This window comes from Sphingobium chungangianum (genome assembly GCF_977014255.1).
Window position 1 is genome coordinate 2,199,140 of the sequence record NZ_CDRNIV010000006.1, and the last position, 24,495, is coordinate 2,223,634.

A 24,495-nucleotide genomic window follows, 5' to 3' on the forward strand; every position below is an offset into this window, starting at 1 on the left:
CGGGGCTTGTCCATCGCCTCTTTCATGCACCGCGCCGAAGCCGGGCGGAATAGAAACCGTCCGTCGCGTCATGCCCCGGCGTCAGCAAACAGCCATGCCCATGCACCCGCCCGGCCGTGATCGAGATCGCCTCAGCCGCCCAGCCTTCGTGGCGATCGAGAAACGCCTGCACCTGCCCCGCCCCTTCCTGATCGGTCAAGGCGCAGGTCGCGTACATAAGCACCCCACCGACCGCCACCAGCGGCGCAGCGAAGTCCAATATGCGCGCCTGTTCGCCCACCAGCCGTTCCAGCCGCGCGGGTGTCAGGCGCCAGCGAGCCTCGGGATTGCGCCGCCAGGTCCCGGTCCCGGAACATGGCGCATCGACAAGCACGACGTCCGCTTGCCCCTGCAGGCTCTCCAGCCCCCGCGCCTCATGCCCCTGATCGAGCAGCAATGTCTGGATGAAGGTCGCCCCCGCCCGCTCGGCGCGCGGGTCGAGGCGTGAGAGGCGCGAGCGGATCGTGTCCGCCGCGATCAGCGTCCCTTGTCCGGCCATCGACGCCGCAAGCGCCAGCGTCTTGCCGCCCGCTCCCGCGCAAAGGTCGATGACGGTCATGCCGGGCGCAGCGCCGCACGTCGCAGAAATGAGCTGGCTGCCCGCATCCTGCACCTCGACCAGCCCCTGCTTCCACGCATCGCTCTGCTCGACCGGCCAACCCTCCGGCAGGCGCAGCGCGTCAGGCAAGCCGTCGATCGGCACCGCTTCGGGAAAGATCGGCGCGGCATCTTCCGGCGTCGCTTTCAACCGGTTCACCCGCAAATCCACAGGCGCCCGGCCCAGCAACTCCTCCTGCTCCACAGGCGCCGCAAACAACGGCTTGAGCCAGACGGGCACCGCTCCGGCTATCGCACCCGCCTCATCGGCGAGGATGGGCGCAGGAGCATGGCTCGATCCATCGAACAAGTCCGCGATATCCGGCCGCTCCAGCGCCAGTCCGATCATCGCCGCACGGCCATTTTCCGGCCGCTCCGCAGCCCGGCGCACCGCATCATAAACATGATCGCGCACCGCCCGCCGGTCGCGCGAACCGGCATAGCGCCGTTCCTTGAAATAGCGTGCGATCAGCGTATCGGCAGCCGGTCCGCCATCGCGCGCCGACGCTATGATGGCGTCCAGCAGCTCGATCGCGGCCTGAACACGCGCGGAGGGGGTCACCCCGCCCTACCCTCAGCGGGTGGGATAGTTGGGCGCTTCCCGCGTGATGGTCACGTCATGGACATGGCTTTCGGACAGGCCCGCATTGGTGATCTGAACGAAGCGCGCGCGCTCCTGAAGGTCCTTGATCGTGCGGCTGCCGGTGTAGCCCATCGCCGCCTTCACGCCACCGACCAGCTGGTGGATGACGTCCTTCGCAGGCCCCTTGAACGGCACCTGCCCCTCGATCCCTTCGGGCACCAGCTTCATCTGGTCCTTGATATCCGCCTGGAAATAGCGGTCGGCAGAACCGCGCGCCATCGCGCCGACGCTGCCCATGCCGCGATAGCTCTTGTAAGCGCGGCCCTGATACAGGAAGGTTTCACCCGGTGCTTCGGCCGTACCCGCCAGTAGCGATCCTACCATGACGCAGCCCGCGCCAGCCGCCAGCGCCTTTGCCACATCGCCCGAGGTGCGAAGCCCGCCGTCCGCGATCACCGGAATGCCCTGCTTTGCCGCTTCATTGGCCGAATCCATGACGGCGGTCAGCTGCGGCACGCCCACGCCCGCAACCACGCGCGTGGTGCAGATGGAGCCAGGCCCGATCCCGACCTTCACGCAGTCGGCCCCGGCGTCGATCAAAGCCTTGGTCGCTTCAGCGGTCGCAACATTACCCGCCACGACCTGAACATGGTTGGACAGACGCTTCACCGCCTCAACCGCGACCGCGACCTGCTTGCTATGGCCGTGCGCGGTATCGATGACGATCAGGTCGCATTCGGCGTCGATCAGCGCCTCGCTGCGTTCCAGCCCCTTATCGCCCACGGTCGTCGCCGCCGCGACACGCAGGCGGCCCGAACCGTCCTTGGTCGCCTGCGGATAGGTGACCGCCTTTTCGATGTCCTTGACGGTGATAAGGCCGACGCAATGATAGTCATCATCCACCACCAGCAGCTTTTCGATCCGACGCTGATGCAGCAGACGCTGCGCTTCATCCTGCCCCACGCCCACCTTGACCGTGGCAAGATTATCCTTGGTCATCAGTTCGCTGACGGGCTGATTGGGATTTTCCGCGAAGCGCGTGTCACGATGGGTCAGGATGCCGACCAGCTTACCGCTGTTCTCGACCACCGGAATGCCGCTGATCCGGTGCCGCTCCATCAACATCTGCGCGTCTGCCAGGGTCGCGCGCGGCGTAATCGTAATGGGGTTCACCACCATGCCGCTTTCGAAGCGCTTGACCGCCCGCACCGCATCCGCCTGCTCTTCGATCGACAAGTTGCGGTGCAGGACGCCGATGCCGCCCAGCTGCGCCATGACGATCGCCATGTCGGCCTCCGTCACCGTGTCCATCGCAGAGGACAGGACCGGGATGTTCAGCTTGATCTGCTTGGTCACATAAGTGCTGGTGTCCGCCTGGCTGGGCAGCACATCGGACTCGCCGGGCTGCAACAGCACGTCGTCAAAGGTGAGGCCGAGGCGGATATCCATGTGAAAGCCACTTTCTTCTGTGCGACCTGCCAAGGGGCATAGCGCGATCGCTGGGGATTCGTGGCGGCCCATGTAACCATTAACCAGCGAAACGGCCAGACCTTAGGCGCATTTTGTTGCTGGCCGCCTCACGGCACAGGAGGACGGGCGCTTTTCAGGATTTGGCGGTAGCACCCACAAGCCGATCCAGCCATGCCTGCGCCTGCTTCGGCTCCCCGACCGCCTGCGAACTGACCGGGCCGCGCGATGCAAGAAACTCCTGTTGCAACTCAAACGGCGGCATCAAAAGTTGCTCCCGCGCCTTGTCGATGGCTTCCCCGATTTCCGCCAACTGTTCGATGACCGGAGCGGATGCGGCGCGGCTTGCCCGGTCCTCCTTATGCCCGAACAGGCCCCATTTCCCCGAAGCAGTCACGCGCAATGCGTCGATGAGCTTCTCGGTATATTCCGCCTCCAGTTCCAGGCGGCGGGTGTCCAGGCGTTCCAGTCGATCAGCTTTTGCCATGGCATCCCTATCTCACCACGGTGATATAGCCGCAAACAAAAAGGGCGCCGCCCGACGGCAGCGCCCTCTTCGAACCCTTGACCGCAGATTAGATCCCGGCAGGCGAAGGATCGCCAAACGGCCCCTTGCGCTTGCGCGTCTTGGGGATAGACGAACCCGCCGCTGGGACGACCGATGGCTTGATCGTGGTGCCGTCGTCACGGGTAATCTCACCTTTGTCGAGCAGCGTCTTGATCTCCTCACCGGACAGCGTCTCATATTCCAGCATGGCGTTGGCAAGCAGATGCAGCTGGTCCTCATGACCCTTCAGCACTTCCTGCGCCCGGGTATAGCCCTGCTCCACCAGTCCGCGGATTTCCTTGTCGATCAGCTTTGCCGTCTCGTCCGACATATGAACGCGCTGGCTCTGCGAATAGCCGAGGAAGGTTTCGCCCTGCTGCTCTTCATATTGCAGCGGGCCGAGCTTGTCGGACATGCCCCATTGCGTGACCATGTCACGGGCCAGCTTGGTGGCATATTGAATGTCACCCGACGCACCCGACGACACCTTGTCATAACCGAAGATGATCTCCTCGGCGACGCGCCCGCCCATGGCGACGGCCATGTTCGCGTGCATCTTGTCGCGGTGATAGCTGTAGCTGTCCCGCTCCGGCAGACGCATCACCATGCCCAGCGCACGGCCGCGCGGGATGATCGTCGCCTTGTGGATCGGATCGGACGCCGGTTCATGGACTGCGACGATGGCATGGCCCGCCTCATGATAGGCGGTCATCTTCTTCTCGTCCTCGGTCATGACCATGGAGCGGCGCTCGCTGCCCATCATGACCTTGTCCTTGGCCGCCTCAAACTCATCCATCGCGACCAGACGCTTGCCCCGCCGCGCCGCCATCAGCGCCGCTTCGTTGACAAGGTTCGCAAGGTCAGCGCCCGAGAAGCCCGGCGTACCGCGCGCAATGGTACGCGGATTGACGTCCGGCGCCAGCGGCACCTTCTTCATGTGCACGGCCAGGATTTTCTCGCGACCCTCAATGTCGGGACGCGGCACCACGACCTGACGATCGAAGCGACCCGGACGCAGCAGCGCAGGGTCCAGCACGTCGGGGCGGTTGGTCGCCGCAACGATGATGATACCCTCATTCGCCTCAAAACCGTCCATCTCGACCAGCAACTGGTTCAGCGTCTGCTCGCGCTCGTCATTGCCGTTACCGAGGCCCGCGCCGCGATGACGGCCGACCGCGTCGATTTCGTCAATGAAGACGATGCAAGGCGCGTTCTTCTTCGCCTGCTCGAACATGTCGCGTACACGGGAAGCACCCACGCCGACGAACATCTCGACGAAATCCGAACCCGAAATGGTGAAGAAGGGAACCCCCGCCTCACCCGCAATCGCGCGCGCGAGCAGCGTCTTACCCGTACCCGGCGAACCCACCAGCAGCGCGCCCTTGGGAATCTTACCGCCCAGCCGCGCAAATTTGGTCGGGTCCTTCAGAAACTCGACGATTTCCTGCAATTCCTCGCGCGCTTCATCGATGCCCGCAACGTCATCAAACGTAACTTTGCCGTGCTTCTCGGTCAGCAGCTTTGCCTTGGACTTGCCAAAGCCCATCGCACCGCCAGCGCCGCCGCCCTTTTGCATCTGCCGCAACACGAAGAAGGCGATGCCCAGGATCAGCAGGAATGGCAGCGACTGGTAGAGCATGATCTGCCAGAAGCTCGGCTGCTCCTCAGTCTGTCCGGAATATTTGACGTTATAATCGTCAAGCAGCCCGGTCAGCCCCGGATCATTCACGGGTACGGTGTTGAATCGCTGTCCGCTGGTCAGTGTGCCGGTAATCTTGTCGGTCGCGATCGCAACGTCCTTGACCTGCCCCTCCTGAACCTTTGATCGGAATTCGGAATAGGCAAGGCCGCTCCCCGCCTGCGAAGCGGAACGGCTGTCGAACATCGAGACGAATAGCAGCAGAGCGACAATCACTCCCGCCCAAATCATCGCGCTCTTGATCCAGGGGTTACCCTGCGGGTCCTTCTCGTCGTTCATCATCACTCTCTTTCACCGGGCAAGATAGGATGCTCCGGCAAAATCGCAAGTTGGGTGCAACGGTCTGCTGACGTTATCCGCCCACGAACTGCGACAGGGCGATGTAGGCCAGGATCATGGCCAGGCCCACCGACACACCGCATAGCAGATATCCGACATACAGCAGCAACGGCGGATGCGGGCGAGCCAGCTTCCGGTTACGTTGCGCCGCCGAAAGGATCACACTGGCGAGCACACCATAGGTCAACGCCGCAAATTCGAACATAAATGACTTTCCATGCCTGAGTGCCGACCCCAATACGCCAGCAGGCTATTAAGGAAAGGTCATTGCGCTGCAACAATTCGATGGAGCGAGGCGTCGGCGCGTTGATCCGTGGAACCTTTCCGTAACGATCAATTCAATGCTCGAAGTCGTTTCGGACGAGACTCATCATCCCGGTCATCGGCGGGGTGCGCCCAAGATCGATTCTGACTCAACGTCGCGGCGGCGCCACGCGAACTTTCCAGGCGGCGCCCCCTTTCAGGAGTAATCCGCCAAGGCTCGCCTGCCCGCCCCGCATAGCAACCGCGATGGCCCGATCGAGCGTGTCCCCTCGCGGTTCCGCGCCGGGTTCCGCCTCCGCGATGATGCGCAGCAACAGGCGCCGCAGCAGCTCACGGGGCAAATCCGTGCGGGTCAGCAGCCACGCCCCCCCTTCCCTGCGAACATGCGCCGCCGCGATATCCTCGACCGTCCAGTCCAGCGCTTCCTCGCACTCCGCCAGCGCCGCCGCACTGCGGACGGCACTTTGCGGGTCGAGCCATTCGGCTTCCTTCAGATGCCGTCGAATCACCGCCCGATCAAATCGCGGATCGACATTGGAAGGATCGTTGACGAAGGGAAGCCCGCGCTCACGCGAATAGTCGAACAGTTGCGCGCGCCGCACGCCAAGCAGGGGCCGCAATATATGCCCTTGCCGCGCGCGGATTCCGGCCAGACCATTGACCCCGGCGCCCCGGTTAAGCCGCATCAGTACGGTTTCCAGCTGATCATCGGCATGGTGCGCGGTGAAGATCCAGTCGATACCGCGATCGACCCTCCATTGCTCCAGCGCCGCATAGCGTTGCGTTCTCGCCCATTGCTGGACGTTGCCGGTAAGAGGCTGGGACGGATGCAGCACTGCATGCGTGACGCCGCTGCCATGGCACCACTGCCCCACCATTGCGGCCTCTTCCGCCGACTCCGGCCTCAATCCATGGTCAACGGTGGCCGCTTCCACCCTGCCCGCGAAGGCATGCGCAGCCATGGCAAGCAACGCCATACTGTCGGGACCGCCCGACACCGCCACGCCAAAACGCAGTGAGGCATCATCGCCCACCAGCGCACCAACCGACCGCGTCAGCAACGCTTCCAGGTCAGGCTGAGCCGAATGCGGCGCGGCCATGCGAGTGCCTTAGCTGCACTTCGCCTTGGCGCGGCCCTTGTCCATCATGCCGCGCTGGCTGGCCGACATGGTGGTGCCATAGACCTGTTCCAGCTCCGCATAGACCTTGCACGCGTCGGCGGGCTTCTTGAGCTGGATCAGCGCCTCACCCAGATAGGCCAGGCTGTCGGCGGCGCGATCCCCCTTGGGGCGCTTCTGATAATTGTCGTAAAAAGCGACGGAGGCCAACGCGGGCTTGCCATCGTCCAGATAGGCACGACCCAACAGGTTAGAAGCGCGGCTCGCGACCGGCGCAGTACCATATTTATCCACCGTCGCCTTCAGTTGCGCCTGCGCCTCGGGATAGAATTTGGCGGCCCACAAACGATAGCCATAGCTATAGGCGTCGGCCGCCGCATCGCCGGTCGCGGGCCGTTCGATCGCCGCAACGGCCGCCTTGCGCGCTTCGGTCGCACCACCATTGGTGCCCGGCTTCGGCGCCGTCGGGGTTGCATTATCGGCGGGAGCCGCGGGGCGCACGGGCGGCGGAGCAACCACTTCGGCGCGGCTCTGCGCCTCAGCCTTATATTTGTTGAACGCCTCTTCCAGCTGACGGATCTTGAAGCTGTTTTCCTCAACCTGTCCGGTCATCGAGGCAAGCTGCGATTCCAGTGCGCCCACGCGCGCCGTCAGATCGGCGACGGGCGATGATGACGGCGTGCCGGGCGGAACGGTGGTCGTCACCGGGCGATTAATTTCCGCCTCCAGCGGAGCGCCTGCGGGAAAGACCTTGCGCTGTACCGCGCGCATTTCCTTTTCCAGCCGGTCAACGCGCACATCCAGCGCCACATTCTGGGCGGCCGCTGCTGGCGCGAGCGCAACCATAGCGGGCGCGCCCAGCAGCAGGGCGGTTGTCGCAAACAAGGCGTAACGCATGATGATCCCCGACTAAAACTTAAATTTACCGACGATACGGCCCGCAAAGGCCGCGCTCCCCGCTCTTAACCATAAGGCCATATTCGCCGCCGTAAAGCAGGACGTGCGGCTCAAACAGGGATTGGAGACGCGTTAATCCGTCGGGGGTGGGGCAGCTGGTGCGGGCTCCGCAGGGATCGCAGGCGCCACACTCCCGGTCACGGGCCGCGCGGCAGGCGTTTGCGGAGCCGATGGGGCAGCCGCAGGGGCAGGCGAAGCGGCCGGAGCGACCGGCGCCGGAGCAGCCCGCGCCAGCAACGCCGCCGCCGAAACGGGCACATCGGAAATCGTGCGATCAGGTGCGCCAAGCGGTGCAATAGGCTTGCCACCGACTGTAACTGTCAACGCTTGCGGACGGCCGGTCAGGATCATGGGGTTGCGGGCAGTAGCAGGCAGGGTGAAGCTCTCACCCTTCTTCATCAGGCCATCCTTCAGCCGGTCGCCAGCCTCATCATAAATGCGCAGCCACACATCGTCGTTGGCGGTGAACACAACCGTCTGCACCACCGGCGCGGCGGGACGCGCGCCCGGCGCCGGTTTCGCGGCAACGGCGGGCTTGGCCTGTTCGGCGGCGATCTCCTGCCCCGTCGGCGGAGTCAGCATCTGCGTGCGCCAGATGGTGAAGCCAGCCACCAGCACAATCACGATCGCCGCAGCCGTCCAGGCAAGCAGGCGCGACGGCACGCGGGCCGGATCGGCCGGTTCGAACGCCTCGTAGCGATTGGCGCCTAGGTCGGAATTATGGACGGCATGGCGCACATCGGCGGCAATGGCCACCTCGTCCAGATCGACAGCGCGGGCATAAGCGCGGGCAAAGCCGACCGCATAGGGAATTCCCGGAAGCGCAGAATAGTCGTCCCGCTCGATCGCCTCCAATTGACGTTGCGCAATGCGCGTGCGCGTCGCCACGTCCTGGATCGACAGGCCATGCGCCTCACGCGCCGCGCGCAGCTTTGCGCCCGGAGTGCCCAATTGCACGTCCGGCGCCGTCGCGCCGCTTTCCACTTCGGGTTGTTCTGCCATGCTGCTCCGCGATCTTATAAGCCGGTCTTGTCTCATTCCGGCACAGGGATTGTCAACGCCGCCGGGGTCGTGCCTGACCCATTTTCCGGTTCAATTCAGTTCGATGCCCCGCTCATCCGCCCATTGCGTCAGCGCGCCACGAATATCGACGATCCCGTCGTCCAGCAGCTTGCGCATCAACGCCTGCAATTCGGCGGCATCGATAGCCCGGATCATGGCCTTGACCGGACCAACCGACGCAGGCGTAATCGACAGGCGCCGAACGCCCAGGCCAACCAGCGCCATCGCTTCCAGCGTCCGCCCGCCCATTTCCCCACAGACGCCAACCGGCACCTGATATTCCTCGCAAGTCCGCACCACCCGGCTGAGGAAGCGCAAGATGGCGATACTCAGCCAGTCATATCGCTCCGCCAGCTTGGGATGCGCCCGGTCGGCCGCAAAGAGAAATTGCGTCAGGTCATTGGTGCCGATCGACAGGAAATCGAGCTTCGGCAGCAGCAGGTCCAGCACCTCCGCCAGCGCAGGCACCTCCAGCATCGCGCCATAGCGCACCGCCGTCGGCACCTTCTTGCGCTGGGAAACCAACCATTCGCGCTGATGCTCCACCAGAGCGCGCGCCTTCTCATATTCCCACGGCTCCGACACCATCGGGAACATGATATTCAGCACCTTGCCCGCCGACGCTTCGAGCAGCGCCCGCGCCTGCGCCTTCATCAACCCGTCGCGGTCCAGCGCCAGCCGCAGCGCGCGCCAGCCCATCGCCGGATTGTCCTCCAGCTCCTCATCCTCATCGCGCTGCATATAGGGCAGCGCCTTGTCACCCCCGATATCGACGGTGCGGAAGATGACCGGCCGGTCGCCCGCCGCGTCCAGCACATCCTTGTAGAGGCGCTGCTGCTTTTCCCGCTGCGGCAAAGTCGCGGACACGAGGAACTGGAACTCCGTCCGAAACAGCCCAATGCCGTCAGCGCCGACCAGGTCCAGCGCCTGCGCATCCTCACGCAGGCCCGCATTCACCATCAACTCGATACGCTGCCCGTCCGCCGTCACGGACGGCAGGTCACGCATCGCGGCAAATTCGGCCCGGCGCTTCTGCGTGACATGCAGCTTGTTCTCGAACGCCTCGTCCATGTCCGCCGTCGGGCGGATCAACAGGTTATTCGACACGACGTCCATCAGGATGAGGTCGCCCTCATTCACCTTGTGCCGTATTTCACGAACGCGCCCCAGCACCGGCACGCCCATGGCGCGCGCGACGATAGTGACGTGCGCGGTCAGCGACCCTTCCTCCAGGATCACGCCTTTCAATCGCCGCCGGTCATATTCCAGCAGCTCCGCCGGACCCAGATTGCGCGCGATCAGGATGGCGTCTTGCCTAAGGCCCATGGTTGCCGCTGTGCCCAACTGCCCCGACACGATCCGCAACAGGCGATTGGCCATGTCCTCCAGATCATGCATGCGATCCTGCAAAAGCGCGTCATCGATTTGCCGCATGCGCATGCGGGTGCGTTGCTGCACGCGCTCGATCGCCGCCTCGGCGGTCAATCCGCTGTCGATCGCCTCATTGATCCGCCGGATCCAGCCTTCGTCATAGGCGAACATCTTGTAGGTCTCGAGCACCTCCTGATGCTCGCCCTCCATCCCGAATTCGACCGCGCCCGTCATGCGGTCGATCTGTTCGCGCATTTTGGTGAAGGCCGAAATGACGCGCTGCCGCTCCGCCTCGGTATCCTCCGCCACCGTATGTTCGACATGAACACGCGGCTGGTGGAACACCGCATGCCCCCGCGCCATGCCCATGACCAGCTGCAAGCCTTGCAACATGATCGTGCCCGTATCCTGCACGCGCGAATCCGCCGGGCCATCATCGGCCAATTCAGCATTGGCGATCAGTTCCGAAAGCACCATGGCCACGGTCTGAAGCGCCTCGATCTCGACCTCTTCATAACGGCGCGGCTCCACATGCTGGACGCACAATACGCCGATCGCCCGCTCCCGCCGTACAATCGGCACACCCGCAAAGCTGTGGAACAATTCTTCGCCCGTTTCCGGCCGGTAGCTATAGTCGGGATGCGCCGCAGCTTCGTCCAGGTTCAGCGTTTCCACATTGGTGGCGATCAGACCGACAAGCCCCTCGCCCATCGCCATGCGGGTGACGTGGACGGCCTCCTGCTTCAAACCGCGCGTCGCGAACAGTTCCAGCAGCCCCTCGCGCACCAGATAGATGGAGCAAACCTCGCTCGACAGCGCCTGGCCGATAATGTCCACAACCTTGTTCAGCTTGGCCTGCGCGCTCGTTCGCGCAGCCATCACCTCCTGCAAACTGGTGAGGATGTGGCGGGCGGCTGCGGCGGGTGTCGTGGGCATGGTCAAGCGCTAACAGATCGCAGCCCCCCTTTCCAAGGGGAAGTCAGGGTTAATCTGGCGAGAACCCCATCAAATCGTCAAAAGACGAGCGCCTTCCCCCAAAATCCTCCCCATCGCCAAATGGGGAGGGGGACCGCCAAAGGCAGTGGAGGGGAAAATGCGCAACATCAGCCCGCTTCCCCGCCTCGCGACAGGGAGGAGTACCCCATCACGCCGTCGCCGCCGAAGTCTCGCACAATTCCTTGAACTGCTGCGCCATCTGATCCCATCCCGGATGAAACCCCATCGCCTCATGCCGCTTCAGCGCTTCCTCGCTCCAATGCCGCGCCGTCGCGGTAAAGCGCGTCCCCTCTCCCTCTGGCGCAAAGCTCCAGATCGACGTGAGAAACGGCTCCTGCGGTATCCAGCCGGAAGCATAAGCATCGGTCGACACCACCCGCTCTCCCGGCACCACCTCCAGGAAGACACCCTCCATCGGCCCGGTATCCTCGCCATCGGGGCCGAACATGCGCACGGCGCTACGGCCACCAGCGCGCAAATCTTCCTCGATCACCTCGGCTCGCCACGGCTTGGGGCAAAACCATTGATCCTTCAGGTCCGTCCACACCTTCCACACAATCTCGCGCGGGGCGGCGATGTGACAGTTGACCGACAGCTCATGTTGCGCGCTGCTCATACCGTCGCCCCCTCATAAGCCGCCTTCATCCGGGCAAGGTCCAGCTTTTGCATGGTCATCATCACCGCCATCATCGGCTGAATACCCGGGCCGCCCTTCCGGTGCATTTCCATCACTTCTTCGGGCACCAACTGCCAGGACAGGCCATATTTGTCCTTCACCCAACCACAGGGGCCGGGCGAACCGCCATCGGCCGTCAGCACATCGAAATAGCGGTCCAGTTCCGCCTGATCCTCGCAGGACACTGACAAGGACACCGCTTCGGTAAACGGAAATTTCGGCCCGCCGTTCAGGCCCTGATAGCTTTGCCCGAACAGGGTGAACTCCACCATCAGCACATCCCCTCCCTTGAAAGGCGCGGGGCTGGGAACATCATGGGGATAGCGGCTGATCGAATCCACCGATCCGCCAAAGACCGAGACATAAAAGCGCGCGGCTTCCTCGGCCTGTCCGTCGAACCACAGACAGGGTGAAATCTTGGACATCGTTTCTCTCCTTACGCTGCGGTCGAACGCATGCCGACCAGCGCGAACATCGCGCCTTGCGGGTCGGTCGCCTGGATGATCCAGGCGCCGCCCGGCACTTCGGCAGGGCCATTGAGCACAGTGCCACCGCCCGCCTTCACCTTCTCCACACCGACATCAATGTCGGGCACCACGAAGTAGAACAACCATTGCGGCACCGGCATTTGCTCGGGCTTGCGCATCATGCCGCCCTCCATCGCGTTGAACTCGGTGGCGCCGGACATGGAGAAAAGCTGATAGCTTCCCATCGGCCCCATATCCATCGCTTCACCCTTCCCCCAGCCGAACTGGGACGTGTAAAAAGCCAGGTCCGCATCGAAATCGCCGCTGTACAGCTCGTGCCAGCCGACATGGCCGTTCGCCATCGGGGGCGCGGCGTCCATGCCATCGGGGCTCGACCCCTTGAGCAGCATGAAGATCGCCCCGCCCGGATCGCTCATCACGGCAAAGCGGCCAACGCCGGAAATATCTTCCGGCGGCCGCTTCACGCTTGCTCCCGCGCCGCTCAACCGCCCGGCATCCGCATCGACATCGGCCGATCCGACATAGCCGCCCCACCAGGGCGACATGCCGCATTCCTTCGCTTCGGCCGGAATGCGCATGATGCCACCCACCGGACCCGCGCTGCCGGACACGACATTATAGGGATCGTCCGTCCGCTCGCCGCCAAAGGGCTGCGCCGTCCAGCCTACCACGTCGCCGTAGAAGGCGATCGCCGCGTCAGGGTCGCTGGTCATCAGTTCGTACCAGAAAAATTTGCCGGTGAGATCGGTCATCATCCGTCTCCTCTAAAAGGAAGTTTCAGGCCTTTTGGTCGAGCATCACGTCGAACCCGCCATAGATCATCCGCTTGCCGGAAAAGGGTATCTCCCCATCTTCCTGCATGCGGGGGTCCTTCATCGCTTTTTCCTGCCCCGCATCACGGGTCGCCTTGTCGGGCCATTCGATCCAGGAAAAGACGACATCCTCGTCCTCTTCGGCGATCACGGATGTCCGGAAGTCATTCACCTTCCCCACCGGGACATCATTGCCCCAGCATTCAACCATACGCAGCGCGCCATGTTCCAGAAAAACGGGCGCGGAACGGGCGGCAAACTGCTGATACCGCTCCTTCTGCCCCTTGGGCACGGGAACCACGAAGCCATCGATATAGCTCATCATCTCTCTCCTTATATCTGTCAGGACGAAGTCAGGCCGTCGTTTCCGGCTGATTCACAGCCAGGGCCCCCTCCATATCCATCCACGCGAGTTCCCAGATATGGCCGTCCAGATCGGCGAAATCGCGGCCGTACATGAAGCCATGATCCTGCAACGGATTGGGTTCCGTCCCTCCCGCCGCCAGCGCCTTGGCCATCGTCGCATCGACCGCAGCCCGGCTTTCCTCGCTGAGCGCAAGCAGCACCTGCGCCGTTTCATGCGCATTGGGAATGCGCCGCGCCGTGAAGCTGGAAAAACGTTCATGTGTCAGCAGCATGACGTGGATTGTGTCGGAAAAGCTGACCATCTGCGCGCTGTCATCGGCAAAGTCATTGTTCCGCACGGCACCGACCGCTTCGTAAAAGGCGATGGAAGCGGATAAGTCCTTCACCGGCAGGTTAACGAAAATCATCTTGGGCGCGGGGGCATTGGGCATCACGCATCTCCTTGAGCTTCGCGGCAAGGAACTGTCGCTCTCGACTCACCGCCTTGAACTTTGTGGACCCATAGATTATCTTCTGCAACATATAAGTTATAAAAAATAACTAAGGACTCGCAATTGAAAAAGCGCGCCTATCAGGATGGCTGTGCAGTCGCCCATGCGCTGGACCTTGTCGGGGACCGCTGGGCCATGCCCATCATGCGGGAATTGATGCTGGGGCCAAAGCGCTTCACCGATCTGCGCGCCAGCCTGCCCGGAATCAGCGCCAACGTGCTGACGCAGCGACTGGAGGAGCTGGAGGCGGCCAGCGTCCTCATCCGCCGCCGCCTGCCCCCACCCGCCGCCAGCCAGATTTACGAACTGACGCAATGGGGCCGCGAGTCGGAAATCCTTTTCCAGGTTCTCGGCCGCTGGGCCTGCCGCTCACCCACTATGCAGCCCGGCCAGCCAATGAGCAACGTCTCGGTCGTCCTCTCCATGCGCACGATGATCGACCGCAGCCGCATTGGCGATCTCAACGCAACGATCGGCTTCCGCTTCGGCGAGGAGGAATTTCGCGCGCTATTGAAGGATGGCGACTTCACCATCGATCGCGGCTCAGCCCAGGACGCAGACGTGCTGTTCAGCGGCGATCAGAACGCCCTGGCCGCCGTCGTCTATGGCGGAGCCAGCTTCAAGGATGTCGCCGACGCGCTGCAAGTCGAGGGCGACCCCGCATTGGCGGAACGCTTCGTGCGCCTGTTCCCCCTGCCCGCCAAGGCCCCCGCGACCTACCCCTCCGCTTAGCGCGTAATCGGGAAAGTCGGCACAATCACACGGGGCGCGGATGTAGCGCCCGGCACCAGCGCCTGCCCGCTTTCCTCACGCAACCTTGGCAGCGCGGGCGGCGGGACGAAGCCCGCTCCGATTTCCGCAGGCGGCTTGGGCGGCGGCGGCAAAGGCGTTGGCGACACAATCACCGTCACAGTCCCGCCAAAGCGCGACTGCCACTCCGCCAGCCGCCGCAGATAGTCGGCGTAGGCCTCGTAAAATTCCTGGAACGGCTGTTCGAGCGCGGTCAGCGCCTCGGGAGCATAGCCCAGCAGCTGGCTCGACGGCATCGTAAGCACCTTCGCCCCGACCTCGATCGCGGCCTTGCAGAAGGTCGCCTGAACCGGCGGCAGCGAGAAGAAATTATACACGACCGTATTCAGCAACTCACGCGACTGAAGACCCCCGCTCCCATAAGCGGCGGTGTAGTTGCGATCGACTGCGGCATTGGCCTCCCGCAGCACGTCCTTATGCACCCGCAATATCTGATTATATTGCACCCGCGCCGGTTCGTTTACGCCATGACAGGACAGCGCCGCCACATTCAGCGCCATTCGCACGTGCCATAGCGCCGTATTAGCCGTCACCCCGCGATTGGGCGTCAGATATTTGCCCTGCGGGTCAACCTCGGGAATGCTCATATCCTCTACCGCGCCCATCGGCGGCAATGGCTTGATCGTCCGAACGACCGGCGGCGGAGGCGTGGGCGGTGCCTTAGGCGTGGAGCAGCCTGCAACCAGCGCCAAGGCGCCCACCGAAGCGATTGTCCAGACGCGACATGAAACGGCACGCAGCGGCAACCCGATATCCCCTATGAATAATTCTCTGCGCAAAAACTCATGGCCCAAACTCATGCCAAAGCCGCGCGTTCCTGGCGATGACCGCCCGGATCACTTCACCTCTCAAGAGATTCGGCTCATCCCGATATCGGGACCGGGTACACTTCAGGCGCTACGCCGCTCCAGCGCAACCGCCGCTTCGGCCATCAGTTGAGCGATGATCTCGGCGACCGGCTCTTCCTTGGTCACCATGCCGACCGACTGACCCGCCATCAGCGACCCGCCCTCGACATCCCCGTCAATCACAGCGCGACGCAGGGCGCCTGCCCAGTAATGTTCGATCTGCAACTGCGCCTCGCCCATGTCCACAGAGCCGCTGTCGAGCAGGTTGGCGACTTCACGCTGCTTCGCGGTGAATGCTTCCGTGCCGTTGTTCTTGAGCGCGCGCACGGGGATGACCGGCAGGCGCGGGTCGATCTGGACACTCGCGATCGCGTCGCGAGCGGATGCGCGGAAGAAGGACTTTTTGAAATTCGGATGCGCGATGCTCTCGCTCGCACAGGCAAAACGGGTGCCCAGCTGCACACCCGCCGCACCCATTTCCAGATAGGCGGCGATCGCCTCGCCGCGCCCGATGCCGCCCGCGACGAACACCGGCACCTGCGAAGCCATTTCGGGCAAGATTTCCTGCGCCAGCACGCTGGTCGCCACCGGGCCGATATGACCGCCCGCTTCCATCCCCTCGACCACCAGCGCGTCCACGCCCGAACGCACCAGCTTCTTCGCCAGGCTCAGCGCCGGGGCAAAGCAGATCAGCTTCGCGCCCTTCGCCTTGATCGCCTCGATGCTGCCCTTGGGCGGCAGGCCACCTGCCAGCACGACATGACCGACTTCATGACGCGCGCACACTTCGATCAGGTCGAACAGCTGCGGGTGCATGGTGATCAGGTTGACGCCAAAGGGCTTGATCGTCAGCGCCTTCGTCGCCGCGATTTCCTTGTCCAGCAATTCAGGCGTCATCGCCCCACAGGCGATCACGCCGAACCCGCCAGCGTTGGAAATGGCCGCGACCAGGTTCCGCTCCGACACCCAACTCATCGCCCCGCACATGATCGCGACCTCGCACCCGAGAAATTCGGTGCCGCGAGCCATCAGGGAAGTGAGTTTGGCGTTGGTCATATTGCAAGCCTCTAGAATCAAACAGCCCCTCCCTTTCAAGGGAGGGGTTGGGGTGGGTCGGCGCGCTAGCGCCGCTCCGAACTATCAGGATAGAGCAGAAGCTCCCCCGGATCGGCTCCGGGGTCGCGCCCACCCCTAACCCCTCCCGCTTGCGGGAGGGGGACTGTTTTTGTCAAGCGACCGGCGCGTCGAGCCCATAAGCCGTGTGCAACACACGCACCGCCAGCTCCGTCTCATCCTCGTCGATCAGCACCGAAACCTTGATCTCGCTGGTCGAGATGGCGAGGATATTGATCCCACGCTCGGCCAGCGACTTGAACATGGTCGAAGCGACACCCGCATGGCTCTTCATGCCGACGCCCACGACGCTGATCTTCGCAACCTTCGTATCCGGGATCACGCGGTTGAAGCCGATCTCTTCCTTCTGGCTTTCCAGCACGTCGAGCGCGCGGGCCAGATCAGCGCCCGGCACGGTGAAGGTAACGTCCGTCTCGCCCTTGTCGCGGCCGACATTCTGGATAATCATATCGACGTTGATCGCCGCATCGGCCAGCGGGCCAAAGATGTGCGCCACCGCGCCCGGACGATCCGGCACGCGGGTCAGGGTGATCTTCGCCTCATTCTTGTCATGGGCGATGCCGGTGATGAGCTGACGTTCCATCTTGTCTTCCTTGAGCTTGGCTTCCAGTTCCTCTTCGCTGACGATCAGCGTGCCGGGGAGGTCGGTCTGGGTGGGATCATCGAAGGAGGAAAGCACCTGCACGACCACGCCTTCCTTCATGGCGAGGCCGACGGATCGGGTCTGGAGCACCTTGGCGCCGACCGATGCCAGTTCCAGCATTTCCTCATAGGTGACGAGGTCCAGCTTGCGCGCGCGCGCCACGATGCGGGGATCGGTGGTGTAGACGCCATCGACGTCGGTATAAATGTCGCAGCGATCAGCCTTCAGGGCCGCCGCGACTGCGACCGCCGAAGTGTCCGAACCACCACGACCCAGGGTCGAGATGCGGCCATCCTCCATCATGCCCTGAAAACCGGGGATAACCGCCACGGTGCCGCCGCGCATGGACGAAAGCAGATCGATCGTGTCGATCTCACCAATGCGTGCCTTGGCATGGGCTTCATTGGTACGGATCGGCAGCTGCCAACCGAGCCAGCTGCGCGCGTCCACACCCATGGCCTTCAACGTCATGGCCAGCAGACCGCTAGTCACCTGCTCGCCGCTTGCAACCACGACGTCATATTCCGCCGGATCGTAAAGCGCGGAAGCTTCCTTGCAGAACCCCACCAGCCGGTCGGTCTCGCCTGCCATGGCCGACACGACGACAGCGACTTCATGACCCTGCTCGACGACATGTTTCACGCGCGCGGCCACGTTGCGAATTCGCTCCATCCCCGCCATGGAGGTGCCGCCGAATTTCATCACGATGCGCGCCATTTGCCTGTCAAACCTGTCTGCTGATCTGGAAAGCGTCTGTCCCCCTCCGGGGAAAAACGGCGCCGCTATAGCAGCAGCGGCAGATATGGCAAGCAAGCCATCGGCCGGGCGGAACCCCATACTGCCATCGCTCATGCATATCGCCGCCCCGCAAGACTTAGAGCTTCATACCTCTTATCTGAATCACCCTACCCCGTTCGGGCTGAGCTTGTCGAAGCCCTCTTTTTCATGAAAAGAAACAGAGTCCCCTTCAACTACCTGCTTACAGCAGGCGCTCAGGACAGGCTTCGACAGGCTCACGGCAAACGGAAGCAGGAGACGGTGCCGGTTTAAAGCATGATGCTTTAAATGCCCGTGGCGCGCAGTCGCGCAGCTTGATAGTCAGGGCGCATGGCCAATTCAGCGACAAGCACGATCGATCCCCGCGAAGCCGCGCACTTCGGCGCAATGGCGGCCGACTGGTGGGACCCCAAGGGCAGCAGCGCCATGCTGCACAAACTCAACCCGGTAAGGCTGCGCTATATTCGTAGCGCGATCGACAGACACTGGCTTGGCGAGGAAAGCAGCTTCCACCCACTTGAAGGCAAATCTGCGCTGGATGTTGGATGCGGCGCGGGCCTGTTGTCCGAACCTCTGGCGCGGTTGGGCGCTGCGGTCACCGCGCTCGACGCGGCGGAAGAAAATATCGCCATCGCCCGCGCCCATGCGGACGGTCAGGGTCTCCTGATCGACTATCGCGCGACGCCCGTCGAACAGCTCAACGCCGGAAGCTTCGATCTCGTCACCTCCATGGAAGTCGTCGAGCATGTCACCGACCCCGCCGCCTTCGTCCGTGCGCTGGCGGACAAGCTCAGTCCCAACGGCCTGCTCGTCATGTCCACGCCAAATCGCACACCACTCTCACGCCTCGCCATGATCCGCATCGGCGAAGGTATCGGCGGCATTCCAAAGGGAACGCACGACTGGGACAAGTTCCTGACGCCCGAGGAGCTGACAGACATGCTGGTGAAGGCCGGACTGGAGGTGACGGATGTAACCGGCCTCTCCTTCGACCCGCGCAAAGGCTTCACGCTCTCGTCGAACAAGGCGATCAACTATCTGCTGACCGCCCGCCACGCTGGCGGTTGAGGGTCCGCGTTCGGCACCCCCTCAATACCGTTCGCCCTGAGCCTGTCGAAGGGCTCTACTTTCTTAAGTAGAGGGCTTCGACAAGCTCAGCCCGAACGGCGTTAAGATACTCTGCTGATTTAAGCATCAACTGTAGTCGCTAGGTTGGAACTGGCGCCGCCTCCTCAAGAATACGCCGCATCTCACCATAAGCGCACGGATAACCCCCTCAACCCAGCACCCTAAAAAGCGGCCGCCACCGGGCCTGGGGGCGACCGCTTCCCAACCCCCCGCTCGGGGGCTGTCTCGTCAGGCGGCTTGCGCTGCCTCTTCCGAAGCGGGCAGGCGGATAAGATAATCGAAGGCGGAAAGCGCCGCTGTCGATCCCGCTCCCATGGCGATCACGATCTGCTTGTAGGGCACGGTCGTGCAGTCACCCGCAGCGAATATCCCTGGCTGACTCGTTTCGCCCCTGGCGTCAATCTCGATCTCTCCGCGTGGCGACAGCGCGATCGCGTCCTTCAGCCATTCCGTGTTCGGGACCAGCCCGATCTGCACGAAAATGCCCTCCAGCTCGACATCATGCTCGGTGCCATTGTTGCGGTCCTTGTAGGACAGGCCCGTAACCTTGGCTCCATCGCCGTCCACCTTGGTGGTGAGCGCCGAAGTGATGATCCGCACATTGGGCAGGCTGGCGAGCTTGCGCTGCAACACCGCGTCGGCGCGCAACTGGCTGTCGAACTCGATCAGCGTCACATGAGCAACGATACCGGCCAGATCGATCGCCGCTTCGACACCACTATTGCCGCCGCCGATCACCGCCACACGCTTGCCCTTGAACAAGGGGCCATCGCAGTGCGGGCAATAGGCCACGCCCTTGTTACGATATTCATCTTCGCCCGGCACCCCCATCTGCCGCCACCGGGCGCCGGTGGACAGGATCACGGTGCGCCCTTTGAGCGACGCGCCATTTTCCAGCACGACCTCATGATAACCGCCTTCACTCTGGGCCGGGATCAGCTTGGCCGCCTTTTGCAGGTTCATGATCTCGACATCATAATCCTTCACATGCGCTTCCAGCTGCGCGGCCAGCTTCGGCCCCTCCGTGTGGCTTACCGAGATGAAATTCTCGATCGCCATCGTGTCGAGCACCTGCCCACCGAATCGTTCCGCCGCAACACCGGTACGGATGCCCTTGCGCGCCGCATAGATCGCCGCCGCCGCACCAGCGGGTCCACCGCCGACCACCAGCACCTCGAAAGGTTCCTGGGCCTTGATCTTCTCCGCCGCCCGATCCGCCGCGCCGCTGTCGATCTTCGCGACGATCTGCTCCAGTTCCATGCGACCCGAAGCGAAGGGCTCGCCATTCAGGAACACGGTCGGCACCGCCATCACCTGACGCGCATCCACCTCTTCCTTGAACAGCGCGCCATCGACCGCGACATGCTTAATGCGCGGGTTCAGCACGCTCATCAGGTTCAGCGCCTGCACCACGTCGGGGCAGTTCTGGCACGACAGCGAAAAATAGGTCTCAAAGCTGAAATCGCCGTCCAGCTCCTTGATCTGCTCGATCAACTCCTGCGCCGCCTTCGACGGGTGCCCGCCCACCTGCAACAGCGCCAGCACCAGCGACGTGAACTCATGTCCCATCGGAATGCCCGCGAAGGTTACGCCGATGTCAGTGCCCACGCGCCGGATCATGAAGCTGGGCTTGCGCTTGTCATTGCCGGGCGTGACAGTCACCTTGTCCGAAAGCTCGGCAATCTCGTTCAGCAAGCCTTCCAACTCACGCGACTTCGCGCCTTCGTCCAGCGACGCCACCAGCTCGATCGGCTGCGTGATGTTCGCCATATAGGTCTTCAACTGACCCTTCAGATTTGCGTCCAACATCTATCGTAGCTCCATTGAATTGGCGCGCTGCCTGGGGCGCGCAGCTTTCCCTTCGCCGGCACGGCCCAAAGGCCCGGCGTGAGATTAGCAGTCAAATTGTCAGGTAAAACCCCCGCCGGGCCGGGGAGTTGCTCAACCCGGCCCGGCGAAAGGTCAGGTTTTGCTTAGATCTTGCCGACGAGGTCGAGCGAGGGAGCGAGCGTTTCTTCACCCTCTTCCCACTTGGCCGGGCATACTTCGCCGGGGTGAGCGGCGACATATTGCGCAGCCTTGACCTTGCGAAGCAGTTCGGTCGCGTTGCGGCCGACGCCTTCCGAAGTGATTTCCATGAACTGGATCACGCCTTCGGGATCTACCAGGAAGGTCGCGCGGTCGGCCAGGCCGACGCCCGGACGCATCACGTCGAAATTGTTGGTGATCTGGCCCGACTGATCGCCCAGCATATAATAGTTGATCTTGCTGATCGCGGGCGAGGTGTCGTGCCAAGCCTTGTGGCTGAAATGCGTATCGGTCGAAACCGAATAGACTTCCACGTTCAGTTTCTGCAGCGTCGGGTAGATGCCGGCCAGGTCTTCCAACTCGGTCGGACACACGAAGGTGAAGTCAGCCGGGTAGAAGAAGAAAATCGCCCACTTGCCCTTCACGTCTGCGTCGGTGACGTCGACGAACTTGCCTTCCTTGAACGCGGTGGCTTTGAACGGCTTGATGCTGGTGTTGATGAGAGCCATGGGCTTTCCAGTTCCTTCTGAGGGGTTGCTGTTGCCCGGCCTATGTAGGGAGGTAGCAGGGTAAGGGGAAATTGCTTTTCTTCACACCACTGATTGAGAAAAGCGATCAACCCACCCGTCGTTGATCGACCGGCTCATCCCTTGGCTTCTGAAGGACATAGGTCATAGCCTCCCTGGCCATCTCCAGCGCCTCATCGATAGTGAAAGTCGAAGAATCCAGACAAAGCTCCAGCCACAACCCATCCAGCATGGCCGTCAAACCAATCGCCGCGATCCGCGCAGCCGGACGCGGAATCTGCGGCGCCGCCTCGCGCAGCAACACCTCCAATCGCTCGCGCGATCCGCCATAGGTTTCCGCATGCGTCGCAGCGATCTCGGGACTGGTCTTCACCAGACTCCAGAAGGAAATCCAGGTCGCCAGCAAATTGGGGTCCAGCACCGGCGGCTGCAAATTCGCCCTTATATAAGCCCACAGCCGGTCAAGCGGATCAGGCCCCGCCTCCGCCACGGCCTGCTCCAGCGCCGCCGCCACCTTATTTCCAACCTCGCGATAGGTGGCGAGGATCAGGGCATCGACACCATCGAAATAATGCGTCAGCAACCCCGCCGACACACCCGCCCGCGCGCAGATCGCCCGGACGGAAGTCGCGGCCACGCCCTTCTCCGCAAGGCACTGCGCCGTCGCTTCGATCAGCGCCTGACGCCTGACATCGGGTGTTTCCCTGACAAAGCGCGCGCGCCCCTCTATCCTACCAAGGCGGCCTGCAATCTTATCCACGTCTCGTTTCCCGTCACCATGCCGCATGCCCTTAGGGCGGCACATCCCGCCCCCTTCCCGCAACATGGATCACCGCGCCTTCGATCACCATTTAGGCCAGCAATGCAAGGGGAATTATGGCGCGCAGCCCCGTCAGGCAGGCTCGCTCAACTCTTCCAAAGCGGTAAAGCGTTGCGACCACAGCGCCCCGTAAATCGCCATCCATTGCACGACCGGAGCCAAGCCCTTCACCCGCGCCGCATAATAGGTCTCCCGCCCCGCCCGGCGAGCCGTCACGAGCCGCGCCCGCTTCAGCTTCCCCAGATGCCGCGACACCATCGGTTGCGATACATCGGAGACGGCCGTCAGGGCATGCACGCTCTGCTCCCCCTCCTTCACCAGATATTCGAGCAAGGCGCGCCGCGTCCCGTCGGAAAGCGCCTTGAAAAGTTCGTCACATGCCGCCGAGCGGTCGCCACTTGAAACAGGATCATTCATTGCGAACTCATAACCAAATGATTATGAGTAGATCAAGCGAAGACCGTTTTTGACGGGTCGAAGCGACGTTAACCAAAAAAAGTTGGCGGGGTCCAGCAGCTGAGTCTTTTGAGTCACACCACCTGATATTGAGTCCCGCGACTAAATCCGGACTCAACATGTCGTGTCTACCTCTTTCGTTCTCACGCTGTTAACTTTTGTCTGAGGCTCTGCGGCTAAGCCGTTGATCTTGACGCCGGACTCTCGACGACTCAACGCTGGTCCTCGAAACGAATGGGGGTCACATAATGGGTGTCATGGAACGCGTCGCACCGCGGCGTAAAAGGGCGGTTGCGCCGATCGAAAAAGAGGCGGTCAACGTCCCGGCAAACTGCCTGCTGCGCGGCGACTGCATCGCCGAAATGGCCAAGCTGCCCGACGCCTGCATCGACATGATCTTCGCTGATCCGCCCTATAATCTTCAGCTGGGCGGCGACCTGTTCCGCCCCGAAGGCGGCCGGGTCGATGCCGTCGACAATGACTGGGACAAATTCGATACGCTCAGCAGCTATGACCGCTTTACCAAGGCATGGCTGGCGCAGGCCCGCCGTATCCTGAAACCCAATGGCAGCATCTGGGTCATCGGCAGCTACCACAACATCTTCCGCGTCGGCACCGCCCTTCAGGACGAAGGCTTCTGGATCCTCAACGACATCATCTGGCGCAAGTCGAACCCGATGCCCAATTTCAAGGGCACGCGCTTCACCAACGCGCATGAAACGCTGATCTGGGCCAGCCAGGGCGAGGACGCCAAATATACGTTTAACTACAAGGCAATGAAGACGCTCAATGACGAGTTGCAAATGCGCTCCGACTGGGTGTTGCCGATCTGCGGCGGCCAGGAACGGCTGAAGCGTAACGGGACAAAGGCGCACCCGACGCAGAAGCCCGAAGCCTTGCTCTACCGCGTGCTGCTGGCCTGCACAAAGCCGGGCGACGTCGTGCTCGATCCCTTCTTCGGCACCGGCACCACAGGCGCCGTCGCCAAGCGCCTCGGCCGCAAATGGATCGGCATCGAACGGGAAGACAGCTATATCGAAGTCGCCATGGAGCGCATCGAAGCCGCCCTGCCGCTGGACGAATCCGCGCTCACCATCATGCAGAGCGCCAAGAGCCAGCCCAAGGTCGCCTTCGGCACGCTCGTCGAAACCGGCTATCTTCAGCCCGGAGCGATCCTCACCGACGCCAAGCGCCGTTGGCAGGCCACCGTGCGCGCGGACGGCTCGCTCAGCGTCGGCACCGACACCGGATCGATCCATAAAATGGGCGCAACCCTGCAAAACGCGCCCAGCTGCAACGGCTGGACCTTCTGGCACCATGAAGTCGATGGCGCTCTCAAGCCCATCGACACGCTGCGCCAGACCTACCTGCTGGCAAACGAACCCTGATGTTTAACTAGACCCCCGTTCGGGCTGAGCCTGTCGAAGCCCCTTCCTTTCCTTTAACAAGGAA

24 protein-coding genes are annotated in these 24,495 nt (G+C 62.7%); 3 read left to right on the top strand and 21 right to left on the bottom strand.

Going from position 1 to position 24,495, the window contains the following annotated elements:
- Positions 1–22: 22 nt before the first annotated feature.
- From ACWNC0_RS17960 to ACWNC0_RS18025, 14 genes are all read right to left on the bottom strand, one after another.
- The gene (locus ACWNC0_RS17960; RefSeq protein ID WP_449473562.1) at positions 23–1,198 is read right to left on the bottom strand and encodes an RsmB/NOP family class I SAM-dependent RNA methyltransferase; all 1,176 of its coding nucleotides are present in this window, start codon (positions 1,196–1,198) and stop codon (positions 23–25) included.
- 12 nt (positions 1,199–1,210) lie between these two features.
- Positions 1,211–2,668, bottom strand: a complete 1,458-nt coding sequence (gene guaB / locus ACWNC0_RS17965) for an IMP dehydrogenase (protein WP_449473564.1) — start codon at positions 2,666–2,668, stop codon at positions 1,211–1,213.
- 154 nt (positions 2,669–2,822) lie between these two features.
- A complete protein-coding gene (locus tag ACWNC0_RS17970; protein ID WP_449473566.1) occupies positions 2,823–3,173 on the bottom strand; it encodes a hypothetical protein in 351 nt (116 codons plus the stop codon).
- A gap of 88 nt (positions 3,174–3,261) precedes the next feature.
- Entirely contained in the window at positions 3,262–5,211 is a 1,950-nt protein-coding gene (ftsH, locus tag ACWNC0_RS17975; protein WP_196226569.1) for an ATP-dependent zinc metalloprotease FtsH, read from the bottom strand.
- Positions 5,212–5,284: 73 nt separating this feature from the next.
- Positions 5,285–5,476, bottom strand: coding sequence for a hypothetical protein (locus tag ACWNC0_RS17980; RefSeq protein WP_449473567.1), 192 nt, complete (start codon positions 5,474–5,476; stop codon positions 5,285–5,287).
- 208 nt (positions 5,477–5,684) lie between these two features.
- On the bottom strand, positions 5,685–6,635 hold the full coding sequence (gene tilS, locus ACWNC0_RS17985; RefSeq protein WP_449473568.1) for a tRNA lysidine(34) synthetase TilS: 951 nt from the start codon (positions 6,633–6,635) through the stop codon (positions 5,685–5,687).
- Positions 6,636–6,644: 9 nt separating this feature from the next.
- Positions 6,645–7,550, bottom strand: a complete 906-nt coding sequence (locus tag ACWNC0_RS17990) for a hypothetical protein (protein WP_449473569.1) — start codon at positions 7,548–7,550, stop codon at positions 6,645–6,647.
- A gap of 132 nt (positions 7,551–7,682) precedes the next feature.
- The gene (locus ACWNC0_RS17995) at positions 7,683–8,612 is read right to left on the bottom strand and encodes a helix-turn-helix domain-containing protein (protein WP_449473571.1); all 930 of its coding nucleotides are present in this window, start codon (positions 8,610–8,612) and stop codon (positions 7,683–7,685) included.
- Between the two features lie 90 nt (positions 8,613–8,702).
- On the bottom strand, positions 8,703–10,979 hold the full coding sequence (gene ptsP, locus ACWNC0_RS18000; RefSeq protein WP_449473572.1) for a phosphoenolpyruvate--protein phosphotransferase: 2,277 nt from the start codon (positions 10,977–10,979) through the stop codon (positions 8,703–8,705).
- Between the two features lie 208 nt (positions 10,980–11,187).
- Entirely contained in the window at positions 11,188–11,655 is a 468-nt protein-coding gene (locus ACWNC0_RS18005; RefSeq protein WP_449473573.1) for an SRPBCC family protein, read from the bottom strand.
- On the bottom strand, positions 11,652–12,140 hold the full coding sequence (locus ACWNC0_RS18010) for a VOC family protein (RefSeq protein WP_449473575.1): 489 nt from the start codon (positions 12,138–12,140) through the stop codon (positions 11,652–11,654). Before ACWNC0_RS18010 ends, ACWNC0_RS18005 begins: the two co-directional genes overlap by 4 nt.
- An 11-nt stretch (positions 12,141–12,151) precedes the next feature.
- Positions 12,152–12,955 carry a VOC family protein gene (locus tag ACWNC0_RS18015; RefSeq protein ID WP_449474658.1) on the bottom strand — a complete coding sequence of 268 codons (804 nt, stop codon included), beginning with the start codon at positions 12,953–12,955 and terminating at the stop codon, positions 12,152–12,154.
- Positions 12,956–12,980: 25 nt separating this feature from the next.
- Complete coding sequence (locus ACWNC0_RS18020; protein WP_449474659.1) at positions 12,981–13,337, bottom strand: DUF1428 domain-containing protein; 357 nt, start codon at positions 13,335–13,337, stop codon at positions 12,981–12,983.
- A gap of 31 nt (positions 13,338–13,368) precedes the next feature.
- Positions 13,369–13,812 carry a VOC family protein gene (locus tag ACWNC0_RS18025; RefSeq protein WP_449473577.1) on the bottom strand — a complete coding sequence of 148 codons (444 nt, stop codon included), beginning with the start codon at positions 13,810–13,812 and terminating at the stop codon, positions 13,369–13,371.
- A gap of 123 nt (positions 13,813–13,935) precedes the next feature.
- Between ACWNC0_RS18025 and ACWNC0_RS18030 the strand changes: the two genes are divergently transcribed.
- Positions 13,936–14,604, top strand: coding sequence for a winged helix-turn-helix transcriptional regulator (locus ACWNC0_RS18030; protein WP_449473579.1), 669 nt, complete (start codon positions 13,936–13,938; stop codon positions 14,602–14,604).
- On the opposite strand, the gene ACWNC0_RS18035 is transcribed toward ACWNC0_RS18030, so the two are convergent.
- The 3 genes from ACWNC0_RS18035 to ACWNC0_RS18045 form a co-directional block, all read right to left on the bottom strand.
- Complete coding sequence (locus ACWNC0_RS18035; RefSeq protein ID WP_449473581.1) at positions 14,601–15,428, bottom strand: hypothetical protein; 828 nt, start codon at positions 15,426–15,428, stop codon at positions 14,601–14,603. The genes ACWNC0_RS18030 and ACWNC0_RS18035 overlap by 4 nt on opposite strands.
- Positions 15,429–15,572: 144 nt before the next feature.
- Complete coding sequence (locus tag ACWNC0_RS18040; RefSeq protein ID WP_449473583.1) at positions 15,573–16,586, bottom strand: NAD(P)H-dependent flavin oxidoreductase; 1,014 nt, start codon at positions 16,584–16,586, stop codon at positions 15,573–15,575.
- Between the two features lie 172 nt (positions 16,587–16,758).
- Positions 16,759–18,024: an aspartate kinase gene (locus ACWNC0_RS18045; protein WP_196224203.1), complete on the bottom strand. Its 1,266-nt coding sequence runs from the start codon at positions 18,022–18,024 to the stop codon at positions 16,759–16,761.
- Between the two features lie 390 nt (positions 18,025–18,414).
- Between ACWNC0_RS18045 and ubiG the strand changes: the two genes are divergently transcribed.
- Positions 18,415–19,152: a bifunctional 2-polyprenyl-6-hydroxyphenol methylase/3-demethylubiquinol 3-O-methyltransferase UbiG gene (ubiG, locus tag ACWNC0_RS18050; protein ID WP_449473584.1), complete on the top strand. Its 738-nt coding sequence runs from the start codon at positions 18,415–18,417 to the stop codon at positions 19,150–19,152.
- A gap of 288 nt (positions 19,153–19,440) precedes the next feature.
- Here the strand turns inward: ubiG and ahpF are convergent, their stop codons facing one another.
- The 4 genes from ahpF to ACWNC0_RS18070 all read right to left on the bottom strand — a co-directional run bounded on the left by ahpF (position 19,441) and on the right by ACWNC0_RS18070 (position 23,004).
- Positions 19,441–21,021, bottom strand: coding sequence for an alkyl hydroperoxide reductase subunit F (gene ahpF / locus ACWNC0_RS18055; RefSeq protein WP_449473586.1), 1,581 nt, complete (start codon positions 21,019–21,021; stop codon positions 19,441–19,443).
- A gap of 164 nt (positions 21,022–21,185) precedes the next feature.
- The gene (ahpC, locus tag ACWNC0_RS18060; RefSeq protein ID WP_449473588.1) at positions 21,186–21,749 is read right to left on the bottom strand and encodes an alkyl hydroperoxide reductase subunit C; all 564 of its coding nucleotides are present in this window, start codon (positions 21,747–21,749) and stop codon (positions 21,186–21,188) included.
- Between the two features lie 106 nt (positions 21,750–21,855).
- Positions 21,856–22,527: a transcriptional regulator BetI gene (gene betI / locus ACWNC0_RS18065; RefSeq protein WP_449473590.1), complete on the bottom strand. Its 672-nt coding sequence runs from the start codon at positions 22,525–22,527 to the stop codon at positions 21,856–21,858.
- A gap of 132 nt (positions 22,528–22,659) precedes the next feature.
- Positions 22,660–23,004, bottom strand: a complete 345-nt coding sequence (locus tag ACWNC0_RS18070) for an ArsR/SmtB family transcription factor (protein ID WP_449473592.1) — start codon at positions 23,002–23,004, stop codon at positions 22,660–22,662.
- A 287-nt stretch (positions 23,005–23,291) separates the two neighbouring features.
- On the opposite strand from ACWNC0_RS18070, the gene ACWNC0_RS18075 reads away from it, so the two are divergent.
- Complete coding sequence (locus ACWNC0_RS18075; protein ID WP_449473594.1) at positions 23,292–24,431, top strand: DNA methyltransferase; 1,140 nt, start codon at positions 23,292–23,294, stop codon at positions 24,429–24,431.
- The last annotated feature ends 64 nt before the right edge of the window (positions 24,432–24,495 follow it).

Excerpts from the sequence above, each read along its gene's own strand:
- guaB (WP_449473564.1), bottom strand. The coding sequence starts at position 2,668 with ATGGATATCCGCCTCGGCCTCACCTTTGACGACGTGCTGTTGCAGCCC.
- ACWNC0_RS17970 (WP_449473566.1), bottom strand. The coding sequence starts at position 3,173 with ATGGCAAAAGCTGATCGACTGGAACGCCTGGACACCCGCCGCCTGGAA.
- ftsH (WP_196226569.1), bottom strand. The coding sequence starts at position 5,211 with ATGAACGACGAGAAGGACCCGCAGGGTAACCCCTGGATCAAGAGCGCG.
- ACWNC0_RS17980 (WP_449473567.1), bottom strand. The coding sequence starts at position 5,476 with ATGTTCGAATTTGCGGCGTTGACCTATGGTGTGCTCGCCAGTGTGATC.
- tilS (WP_449473568.1), bottom strand. The coding sequence starts at position 6,635 with ATGGCCGCGCCGCATTCGGCTCAGCCTGACCTGGAAGCGTTGCTGACG.
- ACWNC0_RS17990 (WP_449473569.1), bottom strand. The coding sequence starts at position 7,550 with ATGCGTTACGCCTTGTTTGCGACAACCGCCCTGCTGCTGGGCGCGCCC.
- ACWNC0_RS17995 (WP_449473571.1), bottom strand. The coding sequence starts at position 8,612 with ATGGCAGAACAACCCGAAGTGGAAAGCGGCGCGACGGCGCCGGACGTG.
- ptsP (WP_449473572.1), bottom strand. The coding sequence starts at position 10,979 with ATGCCCACGACACCCGCCGCAGCCGCCCGCCACATCCTCACCAGTTTG.
- ACWNC0_RS18005 (WP_449473573.1), bottom strand. The coding sequence starts at position 11,655 with ATGAGCAGCGCGCAACATGAGCTGTCGGTCAACTGTCACATCGCCGCC.
- ACWNC0_RS18010 (WP_449473575.1), bottom strand. The coding sequence starts at position 12,140 with ATGTCCAAGATTTCACCCTGTCTGTGGTTCGACGGACAGGCCGAGGAA.
- ACWNC0_RS18015 (WP_449474658.1), bottom strand. The coding sequence starts at position 12,955 with ATGACCGATCTCACCGGCAAATTTTTCTGGTACGAACTGATGACCAGC.
- ACWNC0_RS18020 (WP_449474659.1), bottom strand. The coding sequence starts at position 13,337 with ATGAGCTATATCGATGGCTTCGTGGTTCCCGTGCCCAAGGGGCAGAAG.
- ACWNC0_RS18025 (WP_449473577.1), bottom strand. The coding sequence starts at position 13,812 with ATGCCCAATGCCCCCGCGCCCAAGATGATTTTCGTTAACCTGCCGGTG.
- ACWNC0_RS18040 (WP_449473583.1), bottom strand. The coding sequence starts at position 16,586 with ATGACCAACGCCAAACTCACTTCCCTGATGGCTCGCGGCACCGAATTT.
- ACWNC0_RS18045 (WP_196224203.1), bottom strand. The coding sequence starts at position 18,024 with ATGGCGCGCATCGTGATGAAATTCGGCGGCACCTCCATGGCGGGGATG.
- ubiG (WP_449473584.1), top strand. The coding sequence starts at position 18,415 with ATGGCCAATTCAGCGACAAGCACGATCGATCCCCGCGAAGCCGCGCAC.
- ahpF (WP_449473586.1), bottom strand. The coding sequence starts at position 21,021 with ATGTTGGACGCAAATCTGAAGGGTCAGTTGAAGACCTATATGGCGAAC.
- ahpC (WP_449473588.1), bottom strand. The coding sequence starts at position 21,749 with ATGGCTCTCATCAACACCAGCATCAAGCCGTTCAAAGCCACCGCGTTC.
- ACWNC0_RS18070 (WP_449473592.1), bottom strand. The coding sequence starts at position 23,004 with ATGAATGATCCTGTTTCAAGTGGCGACCGCTCGGCGGCATGTGACGAA.
- ACWNC0_RS18075 (WP_449473594.1), top strand. The coding sequence starts at position 23,292 with ATGGGTGTCATGGAACGCGTCGCACCGCGGCGTAAAAGGGCGGTTGCG.